This window comes from Mesorhizobium sp. P2_E10 (assembly GCF_056404235.1).
This window is the reverse complement of record NZ_JBFUEK010000005.1, coordinates 416,833-437,171: the sequence shown is the minus strand read 5'-3', so window position 1 is coordinate 437,171 and position 20,339 is coordinate 416,833. Positions and strand designations below refer to the sequence as shown.

Annotated in this window: 16 protein-coding genes; 14 read left to right on the top strand and 2 right to left on the bottom strand. The window is 64.0% G+C overall.

Going from position 1 to position 20,339, the window contains the following annotated elements; all coding sequences use genetic code 11:
- The first annotated feature begins 47 nt into the window (after window positions 1–47).
- From AC1D0N_RS16870 to AC1D0N_RS16860, 3 genes are all read left to right on the top strand, one after another.
- Window positions 48–1,244 (top strand): serine hydrolase domain-containing protein, encoded by a 1,197-nt coding sequence (locus tag AC1D0N_RS16870; RefSeq protein ID WP_477245770.1) that lies wholly within the window; start codon window positions 48–50, stop codon window positions 1,242–1,244.
- Between the two features lie 44 nt (window positions 1,245–1,288).
- Window positions 1,289–2,464 carry a serine hydrolase domain-containing protein gene (locus AC1D0N_RS16865; RefSeq protein WP_477245768.1) on the top strand — a complete coding sequence of 392 codons (1,176 nt, stop codon included), beginning with the start codon at window positions 1,289–1,291 and terminating at the stop codon, window positions 2,462–2,464.
- Window positions 2,465–2,592: 128 nt separating this feature from the next.
- Window positions 2,593–4,911, top strand: coding sequence for a Tex family protein (locus AC1D0N_RS16860; RefSeq protein WP_477245766.1), 2,319 nt, complete (start codon window positions 2,593–2,595; stop codon window positions 4,909–4,911).
- Window positions 4,912–4,920: 9 nt separating this feature from the next.
- On the opposite strand, the gene AC1D0N_RS16855 is transcribed toward AC1D0N_RS16860, so the two are convergent.
- Window positions 4,921–5,886, bottom strand: coding sequence for an AraC family transcriptional regulator (locus tag AC1D0N_RS16855; protein ID WP_477245764.1), 966 nt, complete (start codon window positions 5,884–5,886; stop codon window positions 4,921–4,923).
- Between the two features lie 127 nt (window positions 5,887–6,013).
- On the opposite strand from AC1D0N_RS16855, the gene AC1D0N_RS16850 reads away from it, so the two are divergent.
- On the top strand, window positions 6,014–6,907 hold the full coding sequence (locus AC1D0N_RS16850) for an SDR family oxidoreductase (RefSeq protein WP_477245762.1): 894 nt from the start codon (window positions 6,014–6,016) through the stop codon (window positions 6,905–6,907).
- Here AC1D0N_RS16850 and AC1D0N_RS16845 read toward each other — a convergent pair.
- Window positions 6,892–7,815, bottom strand: a complete 924-nt coding sequence (locus tag AC1D0N_RS16845) for a LysR family transcriptional regulator (protein ID WP_477245760.1) — start codon at window positions 7,813–7,815, stop codon at window positions 6,892–6,894. The genes AC1D0N_RS16850 and AC1D0N_RS16845 overlap by 16 nt on opposite strands.
- A gap of 110 nt (window positions 7,816–7,925) precedes the next feature.
- Between AC1D0N_RS16845 and AC1D0N_RS16840 the strand changes: the two genes are divergently transcribed.
- The 10 genes from AC1D0N_RS16840 to AC1D0N_RS16795 all read left to right on the top strand — a co-directional run bounded on the left by AC1D0N_RS16840 (window position 7,926) and on the right by AC1D0N_RS16795 (window position 20,286).
- A complete protein-coding gene (locus AC1D0N_RS16840; protein WP_477245758.1) occupies window positions 7,926–9,122 on the top strand; it encodes an acyl-CoA dehydrogenase in 1,197 nt (398 codons plus the stop codon).
- 367 nt (window positions 9,123–9,489) lie between these two features.
- Window positions 9,490–9,810, top strand: coding sequence for an ArsR/SmtB family transcription factor (locus AC1D0N_RS16835; protein ID WP_477245756.1), 321 nt, complete (start codon window positions 9,490–9,492; stop codon window positions 9,808–9,810).
- Window positions 9,807–10,271: an SRPBCC family protein gene (locus AC1D0N_RS16830; RefSeq protein WP_477245754.1), complete on the top strand. Its 465-nt coding sequence runs from the start codon at window positions 9,807–9,809 to the stop codon at window positions 10,269–10,271. The genes AC1D0N_RS16835 and AC1D0N_RS16830 overlap by 4 nt, the downstream gene beginning before the upstream one ends.
- A 39-nt stretch (window positions 10,272–10,310) precedes the next feature.
- A complete protein-coding gene (locus AC1D0N_RS16825) occupies window positions 10,311–10,727 on the top strand; it encodes a GFA family protein (protein ID WP_477245752.1) in 417 nt (138 codons plus the stop codon).
- 191 nt (window positions 10,728–10,918) lie between these two features.
- Window positions 10,919–14,278 (top strand): transglutaminase family protein, encoded by a 3,360-nt coding sequence (locus tag AC1D0N_RS16820; RefSeq protein WP_477245750.1) that lies wholly within the window; start codon window positions 10,919–10,921, stop codon window positions 14,276–14,278.
- Between the two features lie 6 nt (window positions 14,279–14,284).
- Window positions 14,285–16,696, top strand: a complete 2,412-nt coding sequence (locus AC1D0N_RS16815; RefSeq protein WP_477245748.1) for a circularly permuted type 2 ATP-grasp protein — start codon at window positions 14,285–14,287, stop codon at window positions 16,694–16,696.
- A gap of 8 nt (window positions 16,697–16,704) precedes the next feature.
- Window positions 16,705–17,589, top strand: a complete 885-nt coding sequence (locus tag AC1D0N_RS16810; RefSeq protein WP_477245746.1) for a transglutaminase family protein — start codon at window positions 16,705–16,707, stop codon at window positions 17,587–17,589.
- Window positions 17,590–17,718: 129 nt separating this feature from the next.
- Entirely contained in the window at window positions 17,719–18,654 is a 936-nt protein-coding gene (locus AC1D0N_RS16805) for a glycosyltransferase family 2 protein (RefSeq protein WP_477245744.1), read from the top strand.
- A complete protein-coding gene (locus tag AC1D0N_RS16800) occupies window positions 18,569–19,525 on the top strand; it encodes a glycosyltransferase family 2 protein (protein WP_477245742.1) in 957 nt (318 codons plus the stop codon). The genes AC1D0N_RS16805 and AC1D0N_RS16800 overlap by 86 nt, the downstream gene beginning before the upstream one ends.
- The gene (locus AC1D0N_RS16795; RefSeq protein ID WP_477245740.1) at window positions 19,522–20,286 is read left to right on the top strand and encodes a glycosyltransferase family protein; all 765 of its coding nucleotides are present in this window, start codon (window positions 19,522–19,524) and stop codon (window positions 20,284–20,286) included. Before AC1D0N_RS16800 ends, AC1D0N_RS16795 begins: the two co-directional genes overlap by 4 nt.
- Window positions 20,287–20,339: the final 53 nt, after the last annotated feature.

The following is a 20,339-nucleotide window of genomic DNA, read 5'->3' as shown; positions in this document are numbered from 1 at the left end:
CCGGCGGCAGCCGCCGCCGGGTCCGTTTCTCGTCAGGACATGAAATCATGGACTCCTATCGCAACAGCGATCCGGCGCCGCCGATCATGCAGGGCTCGCCGCCGCAGATGGTTCTGCCGAAGCTCGACTGGGACAGGGGCCCGTGGAATCGCTGGGCGTTCCAGCACATCCGTGAATTCCTGCCGACCGCCGAGGTGTGGCGCGGCAACGGCCATCGGCACCGGCTCGAGCGGGCAGAAGTCGATCTCGATCCGCTGCCGGTGGTGGACAGTACGGGTCAGCCGACGACATTGGCCGGGCTGCTCGACGAAACCTACACGGACGGTTTCCTCGTGCTCAAGGACGGCAAGGTCGCCTATGAGCGCTATTTCAACGGCATGACCGACCGCTCGCTGCATCTGTCGCAGTCGATGGCGAAGTCGGTGACATCATCTGTGTTCGGCATATTGGTCGGGCGCGGCCTGATCGATCCGGCGCTGCCGGTGACGACCTATCTGCTGGAGTTGGCCGCCACCGGCTGGGCCGGCGCCAGCGTCCAGCATGTGCTGGACATGACCAGCGGCGTGCGCTTCTCCGAGGAATACACCGACCCCTATTCCGACATCGGCCAGGTCGATGTCGCGACCGGCTGGAAGCCGGTGCCGCCGGGCAGCGATCCGGACTTTCGCTGGCCGTCGCATATGTTCGAACTGATCCTGGGCCTGAAGGAGCAAAGCCGGCCGCATGGCGCTGCATTCGAATACCGCTCGATCGAGACCGACGTGCTCGCCTTCATCATGGAGCGGGTGACCGGCAAGCGGCTGCCGCAGCTGGTTTCCGAAGAGATCTGGCAAAAGCTCGGCGCCGATGAAAGCGCCTGCTTCACCGTCGACAGCACCGGCTATGCGGTGGCCGATGGCGGCTTCAACGCGACGCTGCGCGACTATGGCCGCTTCGGCCAGCTGATCCTGGACAATGGCGGCGGCGTGGTGCCGGCCGAGTGGATCGAGGCGACGCGCAACGGCCGGCACGGACCGGATTTCAATCCCAGCCTGCCGGAAGGCAGCTACCGCAACCAGTTCTGGATCGAAGACCCGCGTTCACGCGCGCTGATGTGCCGGGGCGTGTTCGGGCAAATGATCCACATCGACTGGGATACGAGGATGGTCGTGGTGAAGCTTTCGACCTATCCGGATTTCACCAACATCGCCTATTCGGTGGCGACGCTGAAGGCCGTGCACGCGATTGCCGCGGCACTGGCCTGAGCCCCAAGAAGAAACAGCCAACAAGAAAATTCTGAGGAGACGCCATGACCGGCACGACCGCGTTCGAGATCCGATATGGCTTTGCCCGTAATCAGGTGCTGCTCGGCAACTGGCGGGAAAACCCCTACAACAGGTGGTCGTTCCAGAACCTCGGCGAACTGGTGCCGACTGCCCGCGTGGCGGCGGGTGGCAGCGAGGCGCCGGCTCAGGATCTTGGCGGGTTGCTCGGCAAGAAGATCGCCTTGCCGAATGGCGCGGAGACCGTTGCGGCCTTTCTCAAGCGTTCCGATACCGACGCGCTGGCCATTATGAAAGGCGGCAAGGTCGTCGGCGACTGGTTCGCGCCGCATATGGAGTTCGGCGCGCGCCACATCATCTTTTCGATCAGCAAGTCGGTCACCGCCATCATCGCCGGGATACTGGAAGGCGAGGGGATTTTCGATCCGCAAGCCCCTGTCACGCACTACATTCCTGAAGCTGCCGGTTCGGCCTATGGCGATGCCAGCGTGCGCCATGTGCTCGACATGACGGTCAGCCTGGATTTTGAGGAGGCCTATCTCGACCCGGAAAGCGCCTTTGCCCGCTACCGTCGCGCCACGCTGTGGAATCCGGGCGGCGGTACGGAAAGCCTGCGTGAATTCATCCTGACGCTGCAGCGCCTTGCCGAGCCGCATGGCCAGACTTTCCGCTATCGCTCGCCCAATTCCGACTTGCTCGGCATTCTGCTCGAACGCGCGTCGGGCCAGCGTTTTGCCGATCTGATGCGCGAGAAACTCTGGCTGCCGCTTGGCGCTGTCAGCGAAGCCTCTGTCGGCGTCGACATGGAAGGCACCGCGCGCACGGCCGGCGGCATTTCGGTGACGCCGCGCGACCTGGCGCGAGTCGGCGAAATGATGCGGCAAGGTGGAATGGCCAATGGCCGCCGCATCGTGCCGGAAGCCTGGGTGCGCGATACGGTTGCCACCGGCGGCAGCCTCGATGCCTGGCAGCGCGGCACCATGGCGTTCCTGTTTCCTGGGGGACGCTACCGCAACAAATGGTATCAGACCGGTGCGACAAGCGGCGCTTTCTGCGGCATCGGCATCCATGGTCAATGGCTCTACGTCAATCCGCAAGCAGAAGTGGTGATCGCAAAGATGTCGTCGCAACCGGTACCGGTCAATGACCCGCTGGATGTCGAGATCGTCGCCTTTTTGGAGGCGCTCAGCCGGCTGGTTTAGGCACGCCGGGCATCCGGACTTCGGTGCGCTTTCCTGTGGACCTTTTTGGGGGTTGAAAACGCCGCGGTTGGCGTGGCGATGCGCAGCGCCTATGGTCGCCGCTCTTTTCGACTGGGTACAGGAACGACATGGCATCCGACATCAAGCGCATCGCAGCCCTCATTGCAGCCGAGATTGCTTCACGGCCTGAACAGGCTGCGGCGGCGATCGAATTGCTGGACGAAGGGGCGACGGTGCCGTTCGTGGCGCGCTACCGCAAGGAAGTCACCGGCGGGCTTGATGACACGCAGTTGCGCCTGCTGGCCGAGCGGCTTGCCTATCTGCGCGAACTCGAGGCGCGGCGCGACACCATTCTCGGTTCGATCCGCGAGCAGGGCAAGCTCACGGCGGAACTGGAAGGCAAGATCGCGGCAACAACCACCAAGGCCGAACTGGAAGACATCTATCTGCCCTACAAGCCGAAGCGGAGGACCAAAGCCGAGATCGCGCGTGAGCGCGGGCTGGGGCCGCTGGCCGAGGCCATCCTTGCTGATCGTGCGCTGGTGCCGGCCGAACTGGCGCTGGCCTATCTCGGCGAAGAGGTGGCGGATGCCAAGGCGGCGCTCGACGGCGCGCGCGACATCCTGTCGGAACAATTCGCCGAAAATGCCGATCTGGTCGGCAAATTGCGAAGCTACATGAAGGAACGCGCCTTCATGCGGGCCAGGGTCGTCGACGGCAAGCAGGAGGCTGGTGCGAAATTCTCCGACTATTTCGACCATGTCGAGCGCTGGGCCACGGTGCCGAGTCATCGCGCGCTGGCGATGCTGCGCGGCCGCAACGAGGAAGTGCTGTCGCTCGACATCGAGGTCGATGCCGACGATGCGTCGCCGGTGAAGCCGGTCGAGCGCATGATCGCCAACTCCTATGCCATCGGTGGCAGCCTGCCTGGCGACCGCTGGCTGATGGAGGTCGCCGGCTGGACCTGGCGCATCAAGCTTTCGCTGCATCTGACGCTCGATCTGATGCGCGATCTGCGCGAGCGGGCCGAGGAAGAGGCGATCCATGTCTTCGCCCGTAACCTGAAAGATCTGCTGCTCGCCGCACCCGCCGGCTCGCGCGCCACGATGGGGCTCGACCCCGGCATCCGCACCGGCGTCAAGGTGGCGGTGGTGGACGGTACCGGCAAGGTGCTGACGACGACGACCGTCTATCCTTTTCCGCCCAGGAACGATGTGCGCGGCACGCAAGCGGAACTGGCCAAGCTCATTCGCCTGCACAAGGTCGAGCTGATTTCGATCGGCAACGGCACTGGCAGCCGCGAGACGGAAAAGCTGGTGGCCGACATGCTGTCCGAGATGCCTGCCGATGCCGGGCCAAAGCCGCTCAAGGTGATCGTCAGCGAGGCCGGCGCCTCGGTGTACTCGGCTTCAGCGACAGCGGCAGCTGAATTTCCCGGCCTCGACGTGTCGCTGCGCGGCGCGGTGTCGATCGCCCGGCGGCTGCAGGATCCGCTGGCCGAACTGGTCAAGATCGAGCCCAAGTCGATCGGCGTCGGCCAATATCAGCACGATGTCGACCAGTACCGGCTCGGCCGTTCGCTGGAGGCTGTCGTCGAAGACGCGGTCAATGCCGTCGGCGTCGACTTGAATACCGCATCGGCGCCGCTGCTGGCACGGGTTTCAGGCCTTGGCGCGTCGCTGGCCGAAGCGATCGTTGCGCATCGCGATGCGACAGGACCCTTCGCCAGCCGCAAGGATTTGCTCAAGGTGGCGCGGCTTGGGCCGCGCGCGTTCGAACAATCTGCCGGCTTCCTGCGCATTGCCAATGGCAGCGAGCCGCTCGATGCCTCGTCGGTGCATCCGGAAGCCTATGGCGTGGCCAAGAAGATCGTCGCGGCCTGCGGCCGCGATGTGCGCTCGCTGATGGGCGACAGCGCGGTGCTGAAGGCGCTCGACCCGCGCGTCTTCGTCGATGAGCGTTTTGGCCTGCCGACGGTGCGCGACATCCTGGCGGAGCTGGAAAAGCCCGGCCGCGATCCGCGTCCCGGCTTCAAGACCGCGACCTTTGCCGACGGCATCGACGACATCAAGGATCTGAAGCCCGGCATGCTCCTGGAAGGCACGGTCACCAATGTCGCCGCCTTCGGCGCCTTCGTCGATATCGGCGTGCATCAGGACGGGCTGGTGCATGTCTCGCAACTGGCCGACCGCTTCGTCAAGGACGCGCATGAGGTGGTCAAAGCCGGCGACGTCGTGAAGGTGCGCGTCGTCGAGGTCGACATCAAGCGCAAGCGCATCGCGCTGTCGATGCGCAAGGACGGCGACGGTGGCGCCTCGCGCGGAGGACCGCGCGACAATGGCAACAAGCCGGCGCCACGCTCGCCGGCACCGCTGCGCCAGCCGGAAAGGCCAGCTCAGCAAGGTGCGTTCGGCGCTGCATTGGCGGATGCGCTGAAGCGGAAGTAGCCGGGCAGGTCAGCTGGCGACGGCTGCGATCCGATTGGCGTTGGCGGCTTCCGCCTCGCCTGCGGACGCCCGGCCACGGCCATATTGGCGTGGCGAACAGCCCATCACCCGCTTGAAAGCGGTGCTGAAGGCGCTTTCGGATTCATAGCCGAGCGACAGCGCAATGACCGAAACGGGATCGCCGGAATTCGCCAGCCTGTCGCCGGCCAGCAGCATGCGCCAGCGCGTCAGATAGTCCATGGCGGACGTGCCCACCGTTTGCTTGAATTTCAGCGCAAAGGTCGAGCGCGACATGCCGGCGCGCTCTCCAAGCTCCTGCAAGGTCCAGCCATGTGCCGGATCGTCATGCATGGCGTTGATCGCCGCGCCCATCTGCCTGTCCGCCAGCGCGAAGAGCCAGCCGACGCCACCGCGCGGCCCTTCCGCCATATGCAGCCGCAGGGCCTCGATCAGGATCATGTGGGCGAGGTGCTCGACGACCAGGAAGCCGCCCGGCTGAGGCACGCGCAGTTCCTGCATCATCCGCTCGACGGGCCAGCGCAGCACCGGATGGTCGGTCTCCTTGCGGATGTGGACGATGGGCGGCAGCATCCGCAACAGGATGCCGGCGTGGTCGCCGGATAGGGCAAAGCGGCTGCTGACAAGAAGAAAATCGCCGCCGCCATTGTGCGCGGTGATGCCGCCGGTGCGGGCGGGTGAAAAAACCGTGCGGGCATCGACCGGCGTCAGGCTCATGTCGCTGGCAAGGCGGAAAGGCCGTCCGCGCGGTAGCAGGAAACAGTCGCCCGTCTCCAGCCGAACCGCATCCGTGACGCCCTCCACCGACAGCCAGCATTGGCCGGAAACCACGGCGCCGCATTTGATGGCTGCCTGCTGGTCGGGGAACTGGATCGACCAGTCCCCACCCGCCTCCAGGCCGGCCGAGAGGTAGTTGCGCGGCTTCAGCAGCGACAGCACGTCTGAGAGGGGATCCATGCACTGTTCCGGACGATCGCGAAGATATCACGGACTTTACAGCATAGATCGTATTTCCTCAATCCCGTATCTCCTTTGGCAACAGGCTGCCCCCGCAGCTTTCGAACCAAACAAAGGAGAAATCCCGATGCGGGTATTTGTCACCGGAGCTACAGGTTTCGTCGGTTCCGCCGTTGTGCAGGAGCTCCTCAACGCGGGCCATCAGGTCCTTGGCCTTGCCCGTTCGGATGCAGGCGCCAAGGCGGTCGTCGCCGCTGGTGCCGAGGCGCATCGCGGCGATATCACGGACCTTGAAAGCCTCCGCAGTGGCGCGGCCCGATCGGACGGGGTGATCCATACCGCCTTCAACCACGACTTCTCGAAGTTTGCCGAGAATTGCGCGGCGGACCGGCGCGCCATCGAGGTGCTCGGCGCGGTTCTCGAAGGGTCCGAGCGCCCGCTGCTGGTTACCTCGGGGCTCGCGGTGCTGTCGCAAGGCAGCGTGGCGACCGAGGATCATGCGCCTGTGCCTCCCTCCGCCTCCTATCGCCGCGCCTCGGAAGTGACGGCCGCAGCACTCGCGGCGCGTGGCGTGCGTGCCTCGACGGTGCGCCTTTCGCCCTCGGTGCACGGCGATGGCGATCATGGCTTCGTTCCAATGTTGATCGATATCGCGCGCGACAAGGGCGTTTCAGCCTATGTTGGCGACGGGCTCAACCGTTGGCCGGCGGTGCACCGGCTCGATGCCGCCGCTCTTTTCAGGCTGGCGCTCGAGAAGGGGGTTGGGGGCGCCCGCTATCATGCCGTCGCCGATCAAGGCGTGCCGACCCTGGAGATCGCCGAGATCATCGGCCGGCGGCTGAACCTGCCGGTGGTCGCCAAGACCCATGAGGAGGCGGCCGGACATTTCGGCTTTGTCGGGCACTTCTTTGGCCTGGACTGGCCGGCGTCGAGCCAGCAGACCCGCGACGTTCTGGGATGGCAGCCGCGAGAGTCCGGGCTGATCGCCGACCTCGACCATCCCCGCTATTTCGGCGGCTGAGCGGGGACGGCTTCGCCCTTCTTGCCGACATGCGTGAGCAGCCAGTCGCGAAAACTGGCGACCGGCGGATGGCCGCGCTTGTCGTGCGGCACGACCAGGTAATAGGCGCTGCGGCTTTGCATCGGCTGGCCGGGCGCCGGCAGCAGCTGGCCGCGCTGCAATTCGCCGGCGATGAGGATTTGCGGCAGCAGTGCCACGCCGAGTCCGGCCATGCAGGCCTGGGCGGCGGTGCCGAATTGTTCGAACTGCATGCCCGGCCCGGTCGGCGCGCTCAGACCCTGATGCTCGAACCATTCCGTCCAGGCACCGGGGCGCGTCGCCATGTGCAGCAGCGGCAGGCGGCCGAGATCGGCCGGCGCGGTAATGGCGCGCCCGGCCAGGAATTCGGGCGAGACCACCGGGGCGACTGTTTCGCGCACCAGCAGCGTCGAGTCGGCCTCAGGCCAGTCGGGCAAGCCATAGTGGATGGCGGCATCCAGCCGCTCGCGGGCAAAGTCGAAGCGGCCGACGCGGGTGACGAAATTGATGGTGATATCAGGGTTGCTTTCGACGAAATCGGGGATCATCGGCATCAGCCAGCGGGTGCCGAAGGTTGGTAAGATCGCAAGGTTAAGGATGCCACTATGCCGATTGCTCATCAATCCAAGGGCGGCGTCGCGCAACTGACCAAGCGCTAACCGCACCGCGTCGGCATAGATTTCGCCTGCCGTAGACAGCCGGACATTGCGGCTGTCTCGCTCGAACAGCCGGCGGCCGAATTGATCCTCCAAGAGCCCGATCTGTCGACTGACAGCGCCTTGGGTGAGATCGAGCTCCTGGGCGGCGGCGGTAAAACTGCCCAGACGGGCCACCGCCTCGAAGGCGGCAAGGGCGCTGGTGCTTGGCAGAAGGCGGCGTTGGACACTCATGATCCATTACTAACGCTCATTGATCGGTGAAGCAATTTCGTTTGATTTTTCGGAGGCGGAGGCGGATAAGCCGGGCACTTCAGATTTTTCGCTGGGAGAGACCGAGAGCCATGGCCGCCGACAAGAACGCGTTCGTCTGGGAAGATCCCTTCCTGATCGAGGACCAGCTTTCGGAAGACGAGCGCATGGTGCGCGACGGCGCCGCGGCGTTTGCCGCCGACAAACTGGCGCCGAAGATCGAGGAAGCCTATCTCGAGGAAAAGACCGATGCCGGCATCTTCCGCGAGATGGGCGAGGCAGGTCTGCTCGGCCTGACCGTTCCCGAGGAATATGGCGGGCTCGGCGCCAACTATGTCACCTACGGGCTGGTGGCGCGGGAAGTCGAGCGCGTCGATAGTGGCTATCGCTCGATGATGTCAGTGCAGTCGTCGCTGGTGATGTATCCGATCCATGCCTATGGCTCGGAGGCACAGCGCAAGAAATATCTGCCAAAGCTCGCCAGTGGCGAGTGGATTGGCTGTTTCGGCCTGACCGAGCCGGATGCCGGCTCCGATCCCGGCGGCATGAAGACGCGGGCCGAGAAGACAGCCAACGGCTACAAGATTTCCGGCTCGAAGATGTGGATTTCCAACGCGCCGATCGCCGATGTGTTCGTCGTCTGGGCGAAGTTGAAGGGCGAGAACGGCAAGGACGAAATTCGCGGCTTCGTGCTGGAAAAGGGCATGAAGGGCCTGTCGGCGCCGAAGATCGGCGGCAAGCTCAGCCTGCGCGCCTCGATCACCGGCGAAGTGGTGATGGAAGGCGTCGAGGTCGGCGAGGATGCGCTGCTGCCCAACGCCAAGGGCCTCGCCGGTCCGTTCGGCTGCCTCAACCGGGCGCGCTATGGCATTTCCTGGGGTGCGATGGGTGCGGCCGAGGATTGCTGGCATCGGGCGCGCCAATACGGCCTCGACCGCAAGCAGTTCGGCAAGCCGCTGGCCGGCACGCAGCTTTACCAGAAGAAGCTCGCCGACATGCAGACCGAGATCGCGCTGGCGCTGCAGGCGTCCTTGCGGGTCGGCCGGCTGATGGACGAAGGCAAGATGGCGCCGGAGATGATCTCCATCGTGAAGCGCAACAATTGCGGCAAGGCGCTCGACATCGCCCGCCAGGCCCGCGACATGCATGGCGGCAACGGCATCCAGATCGGCTACCACGTCATGCGCCACGCGCAGAATTTGGAGACGGTCAACACCTATGAGGGCACGCATGACGTGCATGCGCTGATCCTCGGGCGGGCGCAGACCGGGTTGCAGGCGTTTTTCTAAGCCCTGCAAGAGCTGCCTGGGCTCAGGACTTTTAGTCAGAAGATGCTGGTTGCCGCGAAGGCGATGGCGCTCATGAAGGCGTGGGCGCATCGGTCGTATCCCTAGGCCTGCCGACTCGCGTTCAATGCTGCACGACGATAGTCATCGGCGTCGCAAACCGCGTGCGGCCTGGAGTTCAGGCCGCTTCTCGTCCCCCTAAAGACGACGGACTCTCCCTTTCGCTGGCCCCCTTCGGTGGGCTTTCAGATGTGTGGCATCGATCACGCCCGCGCCAGTTGCCTCGCTCGTCGCGGCGAGCGCGAGAAAGTTGCCATTTGACATGCAGGTATTTACCTGCATATAATAGCCTCAACAACGAGCGAGACCGATGGACGCTGACAAGGTTTTCAAGGCGCTGGGCGACCCGACACGCAGAAGGCTGCTCGACCTTCTCCATGAGAAGAACGGGCAGACGCTCGGCCAGCTTTGCGAAAACCTTGATATGGCAAGGCAATCGGCCACCCAGCACATCGACCTGCTGGAGGCGGCCAATCTGGTGAGCACGGTCAAGCGCGGCCGCGAAAAGCTGCACTTCATCAACCCGGTGCCGCTGCACGACATCTACGAGCGCTGGGTGCGGAAATTCGAACAGCAGCGGCTCAGCCTGCTGCACGATTTGAAAAAAGAACTCGAAGGAGACGACCAATGACCAGGGAAACGACCAGCTTTGTCTACGTGACCTATATTCGCTCAACGCCGCAAAAAGTGTTCGAAGCCATCACCAAACCAGACGTTGCAAGGCGTTATTGGGGCCACGAGAACGTCTCCGACTGGAAGCCCGGATCGAAATGGGAACATATCCGCGCCAATGATGAGCGGACCGTCCAGATTGTCGGTGAGGTCGTCGAGGTCTCGCCGCCAACCCGTCTCGTCATCACCTGGGCGAGCCCTTCGCAGGCCGCCGATCCGGGAGCCTACAGTCGCGTGACCTTCGGCATCGAGGAATACGACGATATGGTCCGGCTGACCGTCACCCATGACGAACTCGAAGCCGGCAGCGGCATGGCGAAAGGCATCAGCCAGGGTTGGCCGGTCGTGCTGTCCAGCCTGAAATCCTTGCTGGAAACCGGCAGCGGCATCGACGTTTTCGCCAAACCGAAATCGGCCTGATCCCTTGCCAATCAGCAAATCCGCCAGCGGAGAATGACCATGAGCAAGCGATATAGCGGCGGATGTGCGTGTGGCGCGATCCGTTATGAAACCAGCAGCGAACCCATCTTCGAGAACCATTGCCAATGCCTCGATTGCCAGAAGCGCAGCGGCACCGGGCATGGCTCCTATCTGACCTTTGCCCGGCGCGCCGATATGGCGATTACAGGCGAGGCGAAAACCTGGCGGATAAAAGGTGACAGCGGCAACGAAAAAATCCACGCCTTCTGCCCGACCTGCGGAACGCCGGTCTACCTGACATTCGTCGCCATGCCCGAGCTGATAGCGATCCACGCAACCAGCCTTGACGATCCCGGCCAGTTCCAGCCGCAAGTGCTCACCTACGGCATTCGCGGCCACGCCTGGGACACGATCGATCCCGCCCTGCAGGCATTCGAGCGCATGCCGACCGGATGAATCCGCTGGAGCAATCCGAACCCGCCGACAATGTTGGCGGGTTCGCCCGGGCTCGGAGCGGCCGTGACGTGCTGCAGGATCAACGGTTCCCAAGCCTAAATTAGGTGCACCGCAACATCTCTGCTTGGAGAATGGGCGTCATTTGTGTCAGGGTTCGGCGAATTCGTTGAAACGCCGACTTTCGAGGCCCCATGGCAATTCTGGCAGCCATCTACCACCTGACCCACTACAAATATGACCGGCCGGTGGTCCTCGGCCCTCAGGTCATCAGGCTGCAGCCGGCGCCGCATTCCCGCACCAAGGTCTTGAGCCATTCGCTGAAGGTCGAGCCGGCAAACCATTTCGTCAATCTGCAGCAGGACCCCTATGGCAACTTCCTCGCCCGTTTCGTCTTTCCGGAGCCGGTGACAGAACTGAAGATCGAAGTCGACCTCGTCGCCGACATGACGGTCTACAATCCGTTCGATTTCTTCGTCGAGCCGTCGGCGGAGACATTTCCGTTCGAATACCCTGAAGACATCAGGGACGATCTCGCTATCTACCGCACGCCGGAGCCGGCGGGACCGCTGCTATCGGCGTTCCTCAAAACCATCGACCGCAGCGCGACCAACACCGTCAATTTCGTCGTCGACCTCAATGCGCGGCTGCAGCGGGAGATCGCCTATATCGTGCGCATGGAAACCGGCGTCTTCTCGCCGGAGGAAACGCTGGCTGCGAAAAAAGGCTCGTGCCGTGATTCGAGCTGGCTGCTGGTGCAGATCCTGCGCAATCTCGGCATCGCCGCGCGTTTCGTCTCAGGCTATCTGATCCAACTCAAGCCCGATCTGGTGGCGCTCGATGGCCCGCCCGGAACCGCTGTGGATTTCACCGATCTGCATGCCTGGTGCGAGGTCTACCTGCCGGGCGCCGGCTGGATCGGTTTCGATCCGACCTCCGGCCTGCTCACCGGCGAGAGCCATGTGCCGCTGGCGGCGACGCCGCATTTCCGCAACGCCGCGCCCATCTCCGGCATGGCGAGTTTTGCCAATGTCGAGTTCGGCTTCGAGATGCGAGTCGACCGCATCTCCGAACATCCACGCATTACCAAGCCATTCTCGGACGAAAGCTGGCAGGCGCTCGATGCGCTCGGCAACAAGGTCGATGCAGCACTTGCGTCCGGCGACGTCAGGCTGACCATGGGTGGCGAGCCGACCTTCGTGTCGATCGACGATTTCGAGTCGGCGGAATGGAACACCGCCGCCGTCGGCCCGACCAAGCGGGAAAAAGCCGACGCGCTGATCCGCAAACTGCGCGAGCGTTTCGCGCCGGGCGGCTTTCTCCACTACGGGCAAGGCAAATGGTATCCGGGCGAAAGCCTGCCGCGCTGGACGTTCTCGCTCTACTGGCGCACCGACGGTCAGCCGGTGTGGCGCGATCCGTCGCTGATCGCGCGCGAAAAGAGCGAGGCGGATATCGGGCCGAAGCAGGCCGAGAGCCTGCTGACAGCGATCGCCGGTGAGCTCGGCATCGAGAAGACCATGGTCAGCGAGGCCTATGAGGATCCGGCGGAGTGGTTGCTCAAGGAAGGCAAGTTGCCCGACAATGTCGATCCGTCCAATTCCAAACTGGAAGATCCCGAAGAACGCAGCCGTATGGCAAAGGTGTTCGAACGTGGGCTGACCAAGCCCTCGGGCTATGTGCTGCCTGTGCAGCGCTGGAACAGCCAGGCATCGGGTCCACGCTGGCGCTCGGAAAAATGGAAGACGCGGCGCGGACGGCTGTTCCTGGTGCCGGGCGATTCACCGGTCGGCTACCGCTTGCCGCTGGGCACGCTGCCCTATGTGCCGCCGGCGCAGTTCCCCTACATCGTGCCCGTGGACCCGTCGCTGCCGCGCGGACCGCTGCCCACGCGCGAAGCGATTTTGCCTACCGCTGCTCCGGCCGAACTGGAAGGCGCCGACGAAATGGCGCGCCGCCAGCAGGCAGTGTCCTTCACGGCTACGACCGGCCAGCAGGACCGTGTCGAGCAGGAGATCACCGAAATCGGCGGCGCGGTGCGCACGGCACTCTCCGTCGAGCCGCGCGACGGGCGGCTCTGCGTGTTCATGCCGCCGGTCGAGGCGCTGGAGGACTATCTCGAACTGGTCGCGGCGGCGGAAAACGCGGCCAAGGCGATCGGCCTTCCCGTGCACATCGAAGGCTACGGCCCGCCGCACGATCCGCGCCTCAACGTCATCCGCGTCGCGCCGGACCCCGGTGTCATCGAGGTCAACATCCACCCGGCCTCAAACTGGCAGGATTGCGTGGCGACGACCACGGCAATCTACGAGGAAGCGCGGCAGACGCGGCTTGGCGCCGACAAGTTCATGATCGACGGTCGCCACACCGGCACCGGCGGCGGCAACCATGTCGTCGTCGGCGGCGCCACACCCAATGACAGTCCGTTCCTGCGCCGGCCAGACCTGCTGAAAAGCCTGGTGCTGCAATGGCAGCGGCATCCGTCGTTATCCTATCTGTTCTCCGGCCTGTTCATCGGCCCGACCAGCCAGGCGCCGCGCTTCGACGAGGCGCGTCATGACTCGCTCTACGAGCTCGAGATCGCCATGGCGCAGGTGCCGCATCCGGATCAAGGCAATGCACCCTTGCCGTGGCTGGTCGACCGGCTGTTCCGCAACCTGTTGACCGACGTCACCGGCAATACGCATCGCTCGGAAATCTGCATCGACAAGCTGTTCTCGCCCGACGGTCCGACCGGCCGTCTCGGCCTGGTCGAGTTTCGCGGCTTCGAGATGCCGCCCAATGCGCGCATGTCGTTGGCGCAGCAATTGCTGGTGCGCGCCATTATCGCCCGCGCGTGGAAAAACCCGCTCGATGGCCGTTTCGTGCGTTGGGGCACATCGCTGCATGACCGCTTCATGCTGCCGCATCATGTCTGGGCCGATTTCCTCGACGTGCTCGACGATCTCAAGCTGAACGGTTTTGAATTCCGACCCGAATGGTTCGACGCGCAGCTTGAATTCCGCTTCCCGTTCTGCGGCGAGGTCCAGTATTCCGGCATCAAGCTGGAACTGCGCCAGGCGCTGGAACCGTGGCATGTCATGGGCGAGCAAGGCGCGATCGGCGGCACCGTTCGTTTCGTCGATTCCTCGGTCGAGCGGCTGCAGGTCAAGACCGAAGGCCTCAACCCGGAGCGTCATGCCATCGTCTGCAATGGCCGCATCGTGCCGATGAAGGTGACCGACAACCGGGAGGTTGCCGTGGCGGGCGTCCGCTTCAAGGCCTGGCAGCCGGCATCCGGCCTGCATCCGGCACTGCCGGTCAACACGCCTTTGGTCTTCGACATCTATGATCGCTGGTCGGGCAGGGCGGTCGGCGGCTGCGTCTACCATGTCGCGCATCCCGGCGGGCGCAGCTACGACACTTTCCCGGTCAACGGCAACGAAGCGGAAGCAAGAAGGCTCGCCCGCTTCGAGCCGCGCGGCCATACGCCGTCCGGTTACGTGCTGCGCAATGAAGAAGCTGCTGAAGACTTTCCGATGACCCTTGACCTGCGCCGCCCTGCCAGACTCTGATCAGCGATGGCAAAGGGGAATCACAAGAGGGTCGGCGGCAAGCCGCAAACCCACAGTCTGCTGGAGCACTACCAGCCGATTGACGGCGTCGTCGACGAGATGGTCGACGCCTCGGGCAATCCCCGCCCGGTCTGGAAGAACTTCATCGAGGCGCTGGAAGAACTCGGGCCCGAAAAGCTCGCCCAGCGCTTTGCTCGTGCCGACCAGTATCTGCGCGATGCCGGTGTCTACTACCGCGTCTACGACAAGGCCGGCGCCAACGAGCGGGAATGGCCGCTGGCGCATGTTCCCCTGCTGATCGAGGACAAGGAATGGGCTGACATCAGCGCCGGCCTCGTCCAGCGCGCCGAGCTGTTCGAGGAAACCATCGCCGACATTTACGGGCCGAACCGGCTGATCGAGAAAGGCATCCTGCCGGCGGGACTGATTGCGGCGAGCCCGGAATATTTGCGGCCGGTCGTCGGCACCAGGCCGGCAGGCGGCCATTTCCTGCATTTCTGCGCCTTCGAGCTCGGCCGTGGCCCGGACGGCCAGTGGTGGGTGCTTGGCGACCGCACGCAGGCGCCGTCGGGCGCCGGCTTTGCGCTGGAAAATCGCGTCGCCACCACGCGCGCGCTGTCCGATATCTATGGCGAGATGCATGTGCATCGCCTTGCCGGCTTCTTCCGCCGTTTCCGCGACGCGCTGATCGGCATGGCCAAGGAAACCGACGGCCGCGTCGCCATCCTGACGCCGGGACCGCTCAACGAAACCTACTACGAGCATGCCTATATCGCCCGCTATCTCGGCATCATGCTGCTTGAAGGTGAGGATCTGACCGTCTCCGGCGGCCGCCTGATGGTGCGCACCGTTTCCGGCCTGAAGCCGGTCAGCGTGCTATGGCGGCGGCTCGACGCCGCTTTCGCCGATCCACTTGAACTGCGCTCGGATTCGCAGATCGGCACGCCGGGCCTGGTCGAGGCGATCCGCCGAGGCGCTGTTTCAACGGTCAATGCGCTGGGCTCCGGCCTGATGGAAACGCGCGCCCTGCTCGCCTTCCTGCCGAAGATTTCGCGTGAGTTGCGGGGCGAGGAGCTGCTGCTGCCAAGCGTCGCCACCTGGTGGTGCGGGCAGGCAACCGAACGGGCCCATGTGCTTGCCAATATCGATCGCATGGTGATCGGCCCGGCGCTGTCGACGCGGCTGGCCTTCGAGGATGACGACCAGACCAAGCTTGGCTCGGCCCTGTCCGCAGGGGAGCGGGCGGAGTTGGTGGCGCGCATCGAACAGGCCGGCGGCGATTTCGTCGGCCAGGAAGCGGTGACGCTGTCGACGACGCCGGTCTATGTCGGCGGATGGCTGGAGCCGCGCCCAGCAAGCCTGCGCGTCTATCTGGCGCGAACCCCGGAAGGCTGGACGGTGATGCCAGGCGGTTTTGCCCGCGTCGGCTTTTCGCTCGACCCGACCGCCATCGCCATGCAGCGCGGCGGCCAGGCGGCGGATGTCTGGGTGGTCAGCGACAAACCGGTGGAGCGTGAGACGCTGCTGCCGCAGGAGCATGACAGTTTTACCCGCAGCATGCCGGGCAGCCTGCCCAGCCGCGCGGCGGAAAACCTGACCTGGCTTGGCCGCTATATCGAGCGCTCGGAAGACACGGTGCGCATCCTGCGCGCCTATCACGTCCGTCTGGCCGAGACGTCGGACCCCGACATGCCGCTGCTGGCCGATATCAAGGATTATCTCGAGCCCTTCGGCATCGACGTCGATTCGGCAATCCCATCCGGATTGATCGGCACGCTGGACAGCGCCGTCTACAGCGCCGGGCAAATCCGCGACCGGTTTTCGCCCGATGGCTGGCTGGCGCTGAAGGATCTGTCGAAGACCGTGCATCAGTTCGCGACGACGGTGGCGCCTGGCGATGACGCGACCCGGGCGATGACGGTGCTGCTGCGCAAGCTCGCCGGATTTTCCGGCCTGCTGCATGAGAACATGTACCGTTTCACCGGCTGGCGTTTCCTGGAGATCGGCCGGCGGCTGGAACGCGGCATCCAGATCGCCCGCACGCTGGCCCGGCTGACCAATCCCAAGGCGCCGGACGGCGCGCTCGACATGATGCTGGAGATCGGCGACAGCGTCATGACCCACCGGCGGCAGTATCCGGTGCAGGCGGGCCGACGCACGGTGATCGACCTCTTGGTGCTCGATCCGCTCAATCCGCGCTCCATTTTGTTCCAGCTCGAAAGGCTGAAGGCCGAAATCGGGCTGCTGCCTTCTATTGGCGGCGAGGGGCATATGTCGCTCGCAGCCAAGGAGATCCTGCAGCTGAACACCGCGATCGCCATCAAGGAGCCTTCGGATATGACGGCGATGGCCCTGGACGATCTCGCCAGTGAGATCGGCGGCCTCTACAACAGCCTCGCCAAAGCCTATTTCGGGTAAAAGCGGGCATGCTCTACGACATCAGGCTCCATCTGCGCTACGACTATGACGCTGCGGCCGGCGGCGGCCGCCATCAGGTGCGTGTCTTGCCGCCGACGATACCAGGCGTGCAGCGGGTGATCGCCGCTTCGCTGTCGTTTGCGCCGGCGCCGAGCGAGCGTTCGGACTTTTCCGATTTCTTTGGCAACAACGTCACCGCGATCGCCTTTCGCGACGCCCATGACGCGCTCGACATAAGGATGAGTGCGCGCGTGGCGGTGGCGCGGCCGGAGCCCGGGCTCGATGTGTCGCCCGACATTGCCCGGCTGCGGGCCGAACTTGCCGCAGTGCGGTCGTTGTCGCCTGACACACCGCACCATTTCCTGGCGGCCAGCGATCATGCCGGCATTGACGCGGCGATCACCGCCTATGCGCAAGGGAGCGTCGGCGGCTCGATCATCGGTACGGCCGTGGATCTGTGCAACCGCATTCGCCGCGATTTCACCTATGACGGCAAGGCGACGACCGTCCGCACCAAAGCCAGCGACGCTTTCAAACTCAAACGCGGCGTCTGCCAGGATTTTTCGCACATCATGATCGCCGGCCTGCGCGGCCTCGGCATTCCGGCCGGCTATGTCAGCGGCTTCCTGCGCACCATCCCGCCGAAGGGCAAGCCTCGGCTCGAAGGCGCCGACGCCATGCATGCCTGGGTCAAGGTGTGGTGCGGACGTGATGCCGGCTGGCAGGAGTTCGACCCGACCAATGGCATGCGGGCAAGCAACGACCACATCACCGTCGGCTATGGCCGCGACTACTCGGATGTGGCGCCGATCGTCGGTGTTCTGAAAACCACCGGCGGACAGGTCGGCGACCAGGCAGTGGACGTCATTCCGGTGGCGCTCGAGAAGGCATGATGGCGGCGAGTGTGCGGGGGCAGCCCAGGCGGGCAAAGACTGCTTCTCAAACTCGGATGCGGCGGTTATCCTGGGCGAATTTGAGGGGAACCGTCTGCACGCGTGAAATGCGCCGGTGTGGAGCTATCATTGAAAGCAGTCAGCGTTGTCATTCCGGCCCACAATGCTGCGGCAACCATCGCCGCTACGCTGGCCTCACTTCGCTCCGAGGCTGACCTTATCGGCGAGGTTCTGCTGGTCGACGATTCGTCGTCGGATGGTACGGCAGCCGTCGCGCGGGACGCCGCGTCGCAAGTGTCATTGCCGTTGCGCGTGCTCGCGGGCAACTGCCGTGATGCCGGCGGTGCCCGCAATCTGGCGTTGGCGCAGGCGCGATGTTCCTGGATATACATGATCGACGCTGACGACCTGCATCTGGAAGGCGGGCTGCGGTCTCTGATCTTGCGCGCTAATTCCCAGCCGCCGGCCGATATGGTGGTCGGTGCCTACCGCCGACGGACTGATGGCGACGATAGGCATGTCAAGGTTCCGAGCGGCTATACGGCCAACGGTGCCGCCAATGCTTCGGCCTATCTGAAAGGTCACATACGCTCCATTGCCGTGGGCAGCGTGCTGGTGTCACGCAGCGTGATCGGAGACACCAGGTTCCCGACCGGGCTCGCCTATGACGAGGACACATTGTTCTGGGTACGGCTGATGAGCAGGGCGTCGCTTGCCGTCATTTCACGACCTGTGATGATTTACGTCGTGTCGGCGGAGCGCTCCGACGACCGTTTCGCGATCAAGCCGGCGCAACGCTTCCTCGACTGGCATCTTGAACTGCGCAAACTGACGGACTGCGGCATTCCGAAGTCGACGCTGAAGGTCAGGGAAGGCATGGTCGCGCTCAAGATCGCCCGCGTCCACTATGCGCGCGGCGATCTGAACACAGCGGCGCGGTTCCTGAACGTGGCCATGGCGGCGCCGAAAGGTGCCTCGGATGCCTGGCGCTGCATGCGCTACCAGTTCAAGCTTGCGGTGCGCCGTCGTTTTTTCCCTCCGCATGCCCAGTTGCAACGTGCCTGACACGGACCCGCCGAAGCTTGCGGTCATTGTCATTGGCTACCGCGCGCCGGCTCAAATCGTCGAGGCGGTGATATCCCTGCTTGATCAGAATGCGCCCCTTGAGATCATTGTGGTCAACTCGGGTGGAGGGGACGTGCTGGCGCTGCTGTCTGGCGTCGGGGTCAAAGTGCCAGTGATCGAGGTCAGTCGAAGGCTGTTTGTTGGTGCGGCTCGCAATCTCGGCATCACTGCGACGCGGGCGCCATTCGTTGCCTTTCTTGCCGATGATTGCCTCGCCTGTCCGGGCTGGGCCGAGGCACGGATGCAGCGGCATCTGGCCGGCGATCGCGCTGTGGCGAGCGCAATGGTGAACAGCCATCCGCGCAATCTGATTGCCTGTGCAGCTCATCTGATCATGTTCATGCGACGGCTTCCCGGTCTGCCGGCGGATCGTGCGCTGCGTTACGGCGTATCGTTCGATCGCCGGCTGTTCGATGAATATGGCTTGTTCGATGAAATCATGCCTGCTGCCGAAGACACCGAATTCCTGGGGCGGCTGCCGCAGGAACTGCAGCCGGTTTGGGAGCCGGAGGTGAAAACGGTTCATCGCAACGAAACCCGGCTGTCCAGATTGCTTGCCGATCAGTACAGGCGCGGCTATCGCCGCGGCGATTACCTTGCAGCGTCCACCCCGAGCACTTCGTTTCGGGGTTTTCGCGACACTTTTCGCGACCGGCGCAATGCCCGCAAGCTGGCAAAGATCGGGCTTTCCGGACGGGATCTAACCTTCGCGATGATGTCGCTGCCAATTGTCTGGCTTGCCCTGCTGGTCAAGTCCATGGGCGTCTGTGCCGGCGTGCGGAATCGCATGAAAGCGGCGACAAGAAAATGATAACGAGCCAGATCAAACCTCGCCGCTGGCGACGGAGCCGACTGTTCTGGACGCGGCAGAGAACGATCGCAGTTTTCAGCTATCGCTATGACGCGCATCTGGTTGCCGATCTGATCGCCAATGTCGATCCGGTCGTCGACGGCTGGATTGCCTATGATGATCGTGGGGCGACCGGCGTGTTCAGCAGTGAGCCTCAGCGGCGGCAGATATTGCTCGAAGCAGCGAAGAACGCCGACGCCGACTGGATCCTGGCTATCGATCCCGATGAGCGGTTGGAACGCGGTGCCGCGGAGCGGATTGGACAATTAATGGGCGACTACCGGCGCATGGCCTGGGGGTTCCGCCTCCGCGAATTGTATTCGCCGACCGAGTACCGGGTTGACGGCCTGTGGGCCGAAAAGTTCCAGTATCGTCTGTTCAGGGCCTACGATCCGGCGAAATACCGACCAGAGGACCTGCATGGGCTCTGGTATCCTCCCGATCTCGGTTTCAAGGCCCGCAAAAGCGGGCTCAACCTCTATCATCTGGAGATGATAGAGCCGAAGCGGCGGATCGCTCGCCGCAACCTCTATGACCACCTCGATCCGAACCATCTCCTGCAGGAGGTGGGCTATGACTACCTTGCGGACGAGGCAGGGGCCGTGTTCGAACAGATTCCGCCCGGGCGCGACTATCGCCCGCTGCACGTCGATGATGGCGGCCTCTGGATGGCCGACGTGCCGGCTGGTACCGCCGTTGGTGGACCAGACGACATTCCATAGGAGCTCGGTGGAACCAGCTGCCGGTTCCGCAGCTTATCTACGGGAAAAATTCC

Excerpts from the sequence above, each read along its gene's own strand:
- AC1D0N_RS16860 (WP_477245766.1), top strand. The coding sequence starts at position 2,593 with ATGGCATCCGACATCAAGCGCATCGCAGCCCTCATTGCAGCCGAGATT.
- AC1D0N_RS16830 (WP_477245754.1), top strand. The coding sequence starts at position 9,807 with ATGACCAGGGAAACGACCAGCTTTGTCTACGTGACCTATATTCGCTCA.
- AC1D0N_RS16850 (WP_477245762.1), top strand. The coding sequence starts at position 6,014 with ATGCGGGTATTTGTCACCGGAGCTACAGGTTTCGTCGGTTCCGCCGTT.
- AC1D0N_RS16865 (WP_477245768.1), top strand. The coding sequence starts at position 1,289 with ATGACCGGCACGACCGCGTTCGAGATCCGATATGGCTTTGCCCGTAAT.
- AC1D0N_RS16810 (WP_477245746.1), top strand. The coding sequence starts at position 16,705 with ATGCTCTACGACATCAGGCTCCATCTGCGCTACGACTATGACGCTGCG.
- AC1D0N_RS16840 (WP_477245758.1), top strand. The coding sequence starts at position 7,926 with ATGGCCGCCGACAAGAACGCGTTCGTCTGGGAAGATCCCTTCCTGATC.
- AC1D0N_RS16815 (WP_477245748.1), top strand. The coding sequence starts at position 14,285 with ATGGCAAAGGGGAATCACAAGAGGGTCGGCGGCAAGCCGCAAACCCAC.
- AC1D0N_RS16825 (WP_477245752.1), top strand. The coding sequence starts at position 10,311 with ATGAGCAAGCGATATAGCGGCGGATGTGCGTGTGGCGCGATCCGTTAT.
- AC1D0N_RS16835 (WP_477245756.1), top strand. The coding sequence starts at position 9,490 with ATGGACGCTGACAAGGTTTTCAAGGCGCTGGGCGACCCGACACGCAGA.
- AC1D0N_RS16870 (WP_477245770.1), top strand. The coding sequence starts at position 48 with ATGGACTCCTATCGCAACAGCGATCCGGCGCCGCCGATCATGCAGGGC.
- AC1D0N_RS16845 (WP_477245760.1), bottom strand. The coding sequence starts at position 7,815 with ATGAGTGTCCAACGCCGCCTTCTGCCAAGCACCAGCGCCCTTGCCGCC.
- AC1D0N_RS16855 (WP_477245764.1), bottom strand. The coding sequence starts at position 5,886 with ATGGATCCCCTCTCAGACGTGCTGTCGCTGCTGAAGCCGCGCAACTAC.
- AC1D0N_RS16820 (WP_477245750.1), top strand. The coding sequence starts at position 10,919 with ATGGCAATTCTGGCAGCCATCTACCACCTGACCCACTACAAATATGAC.
- AC1D0N_RS16795 (WP_477245740.1), top strand. The coding sequence starts at position 19,522 with ATGATAACGAGCCAGATCAAACCTCGCCGCTGGCGACGGAGCCGACTG.
- AC1D0N_RS16800 (WP_477245742.1), top strand. The coding sequence starts at position 18,569 with ATGCCTGGCGCTGCATGCGCTACCAGTTCAAGCTTGCGGTGCGCCGTC.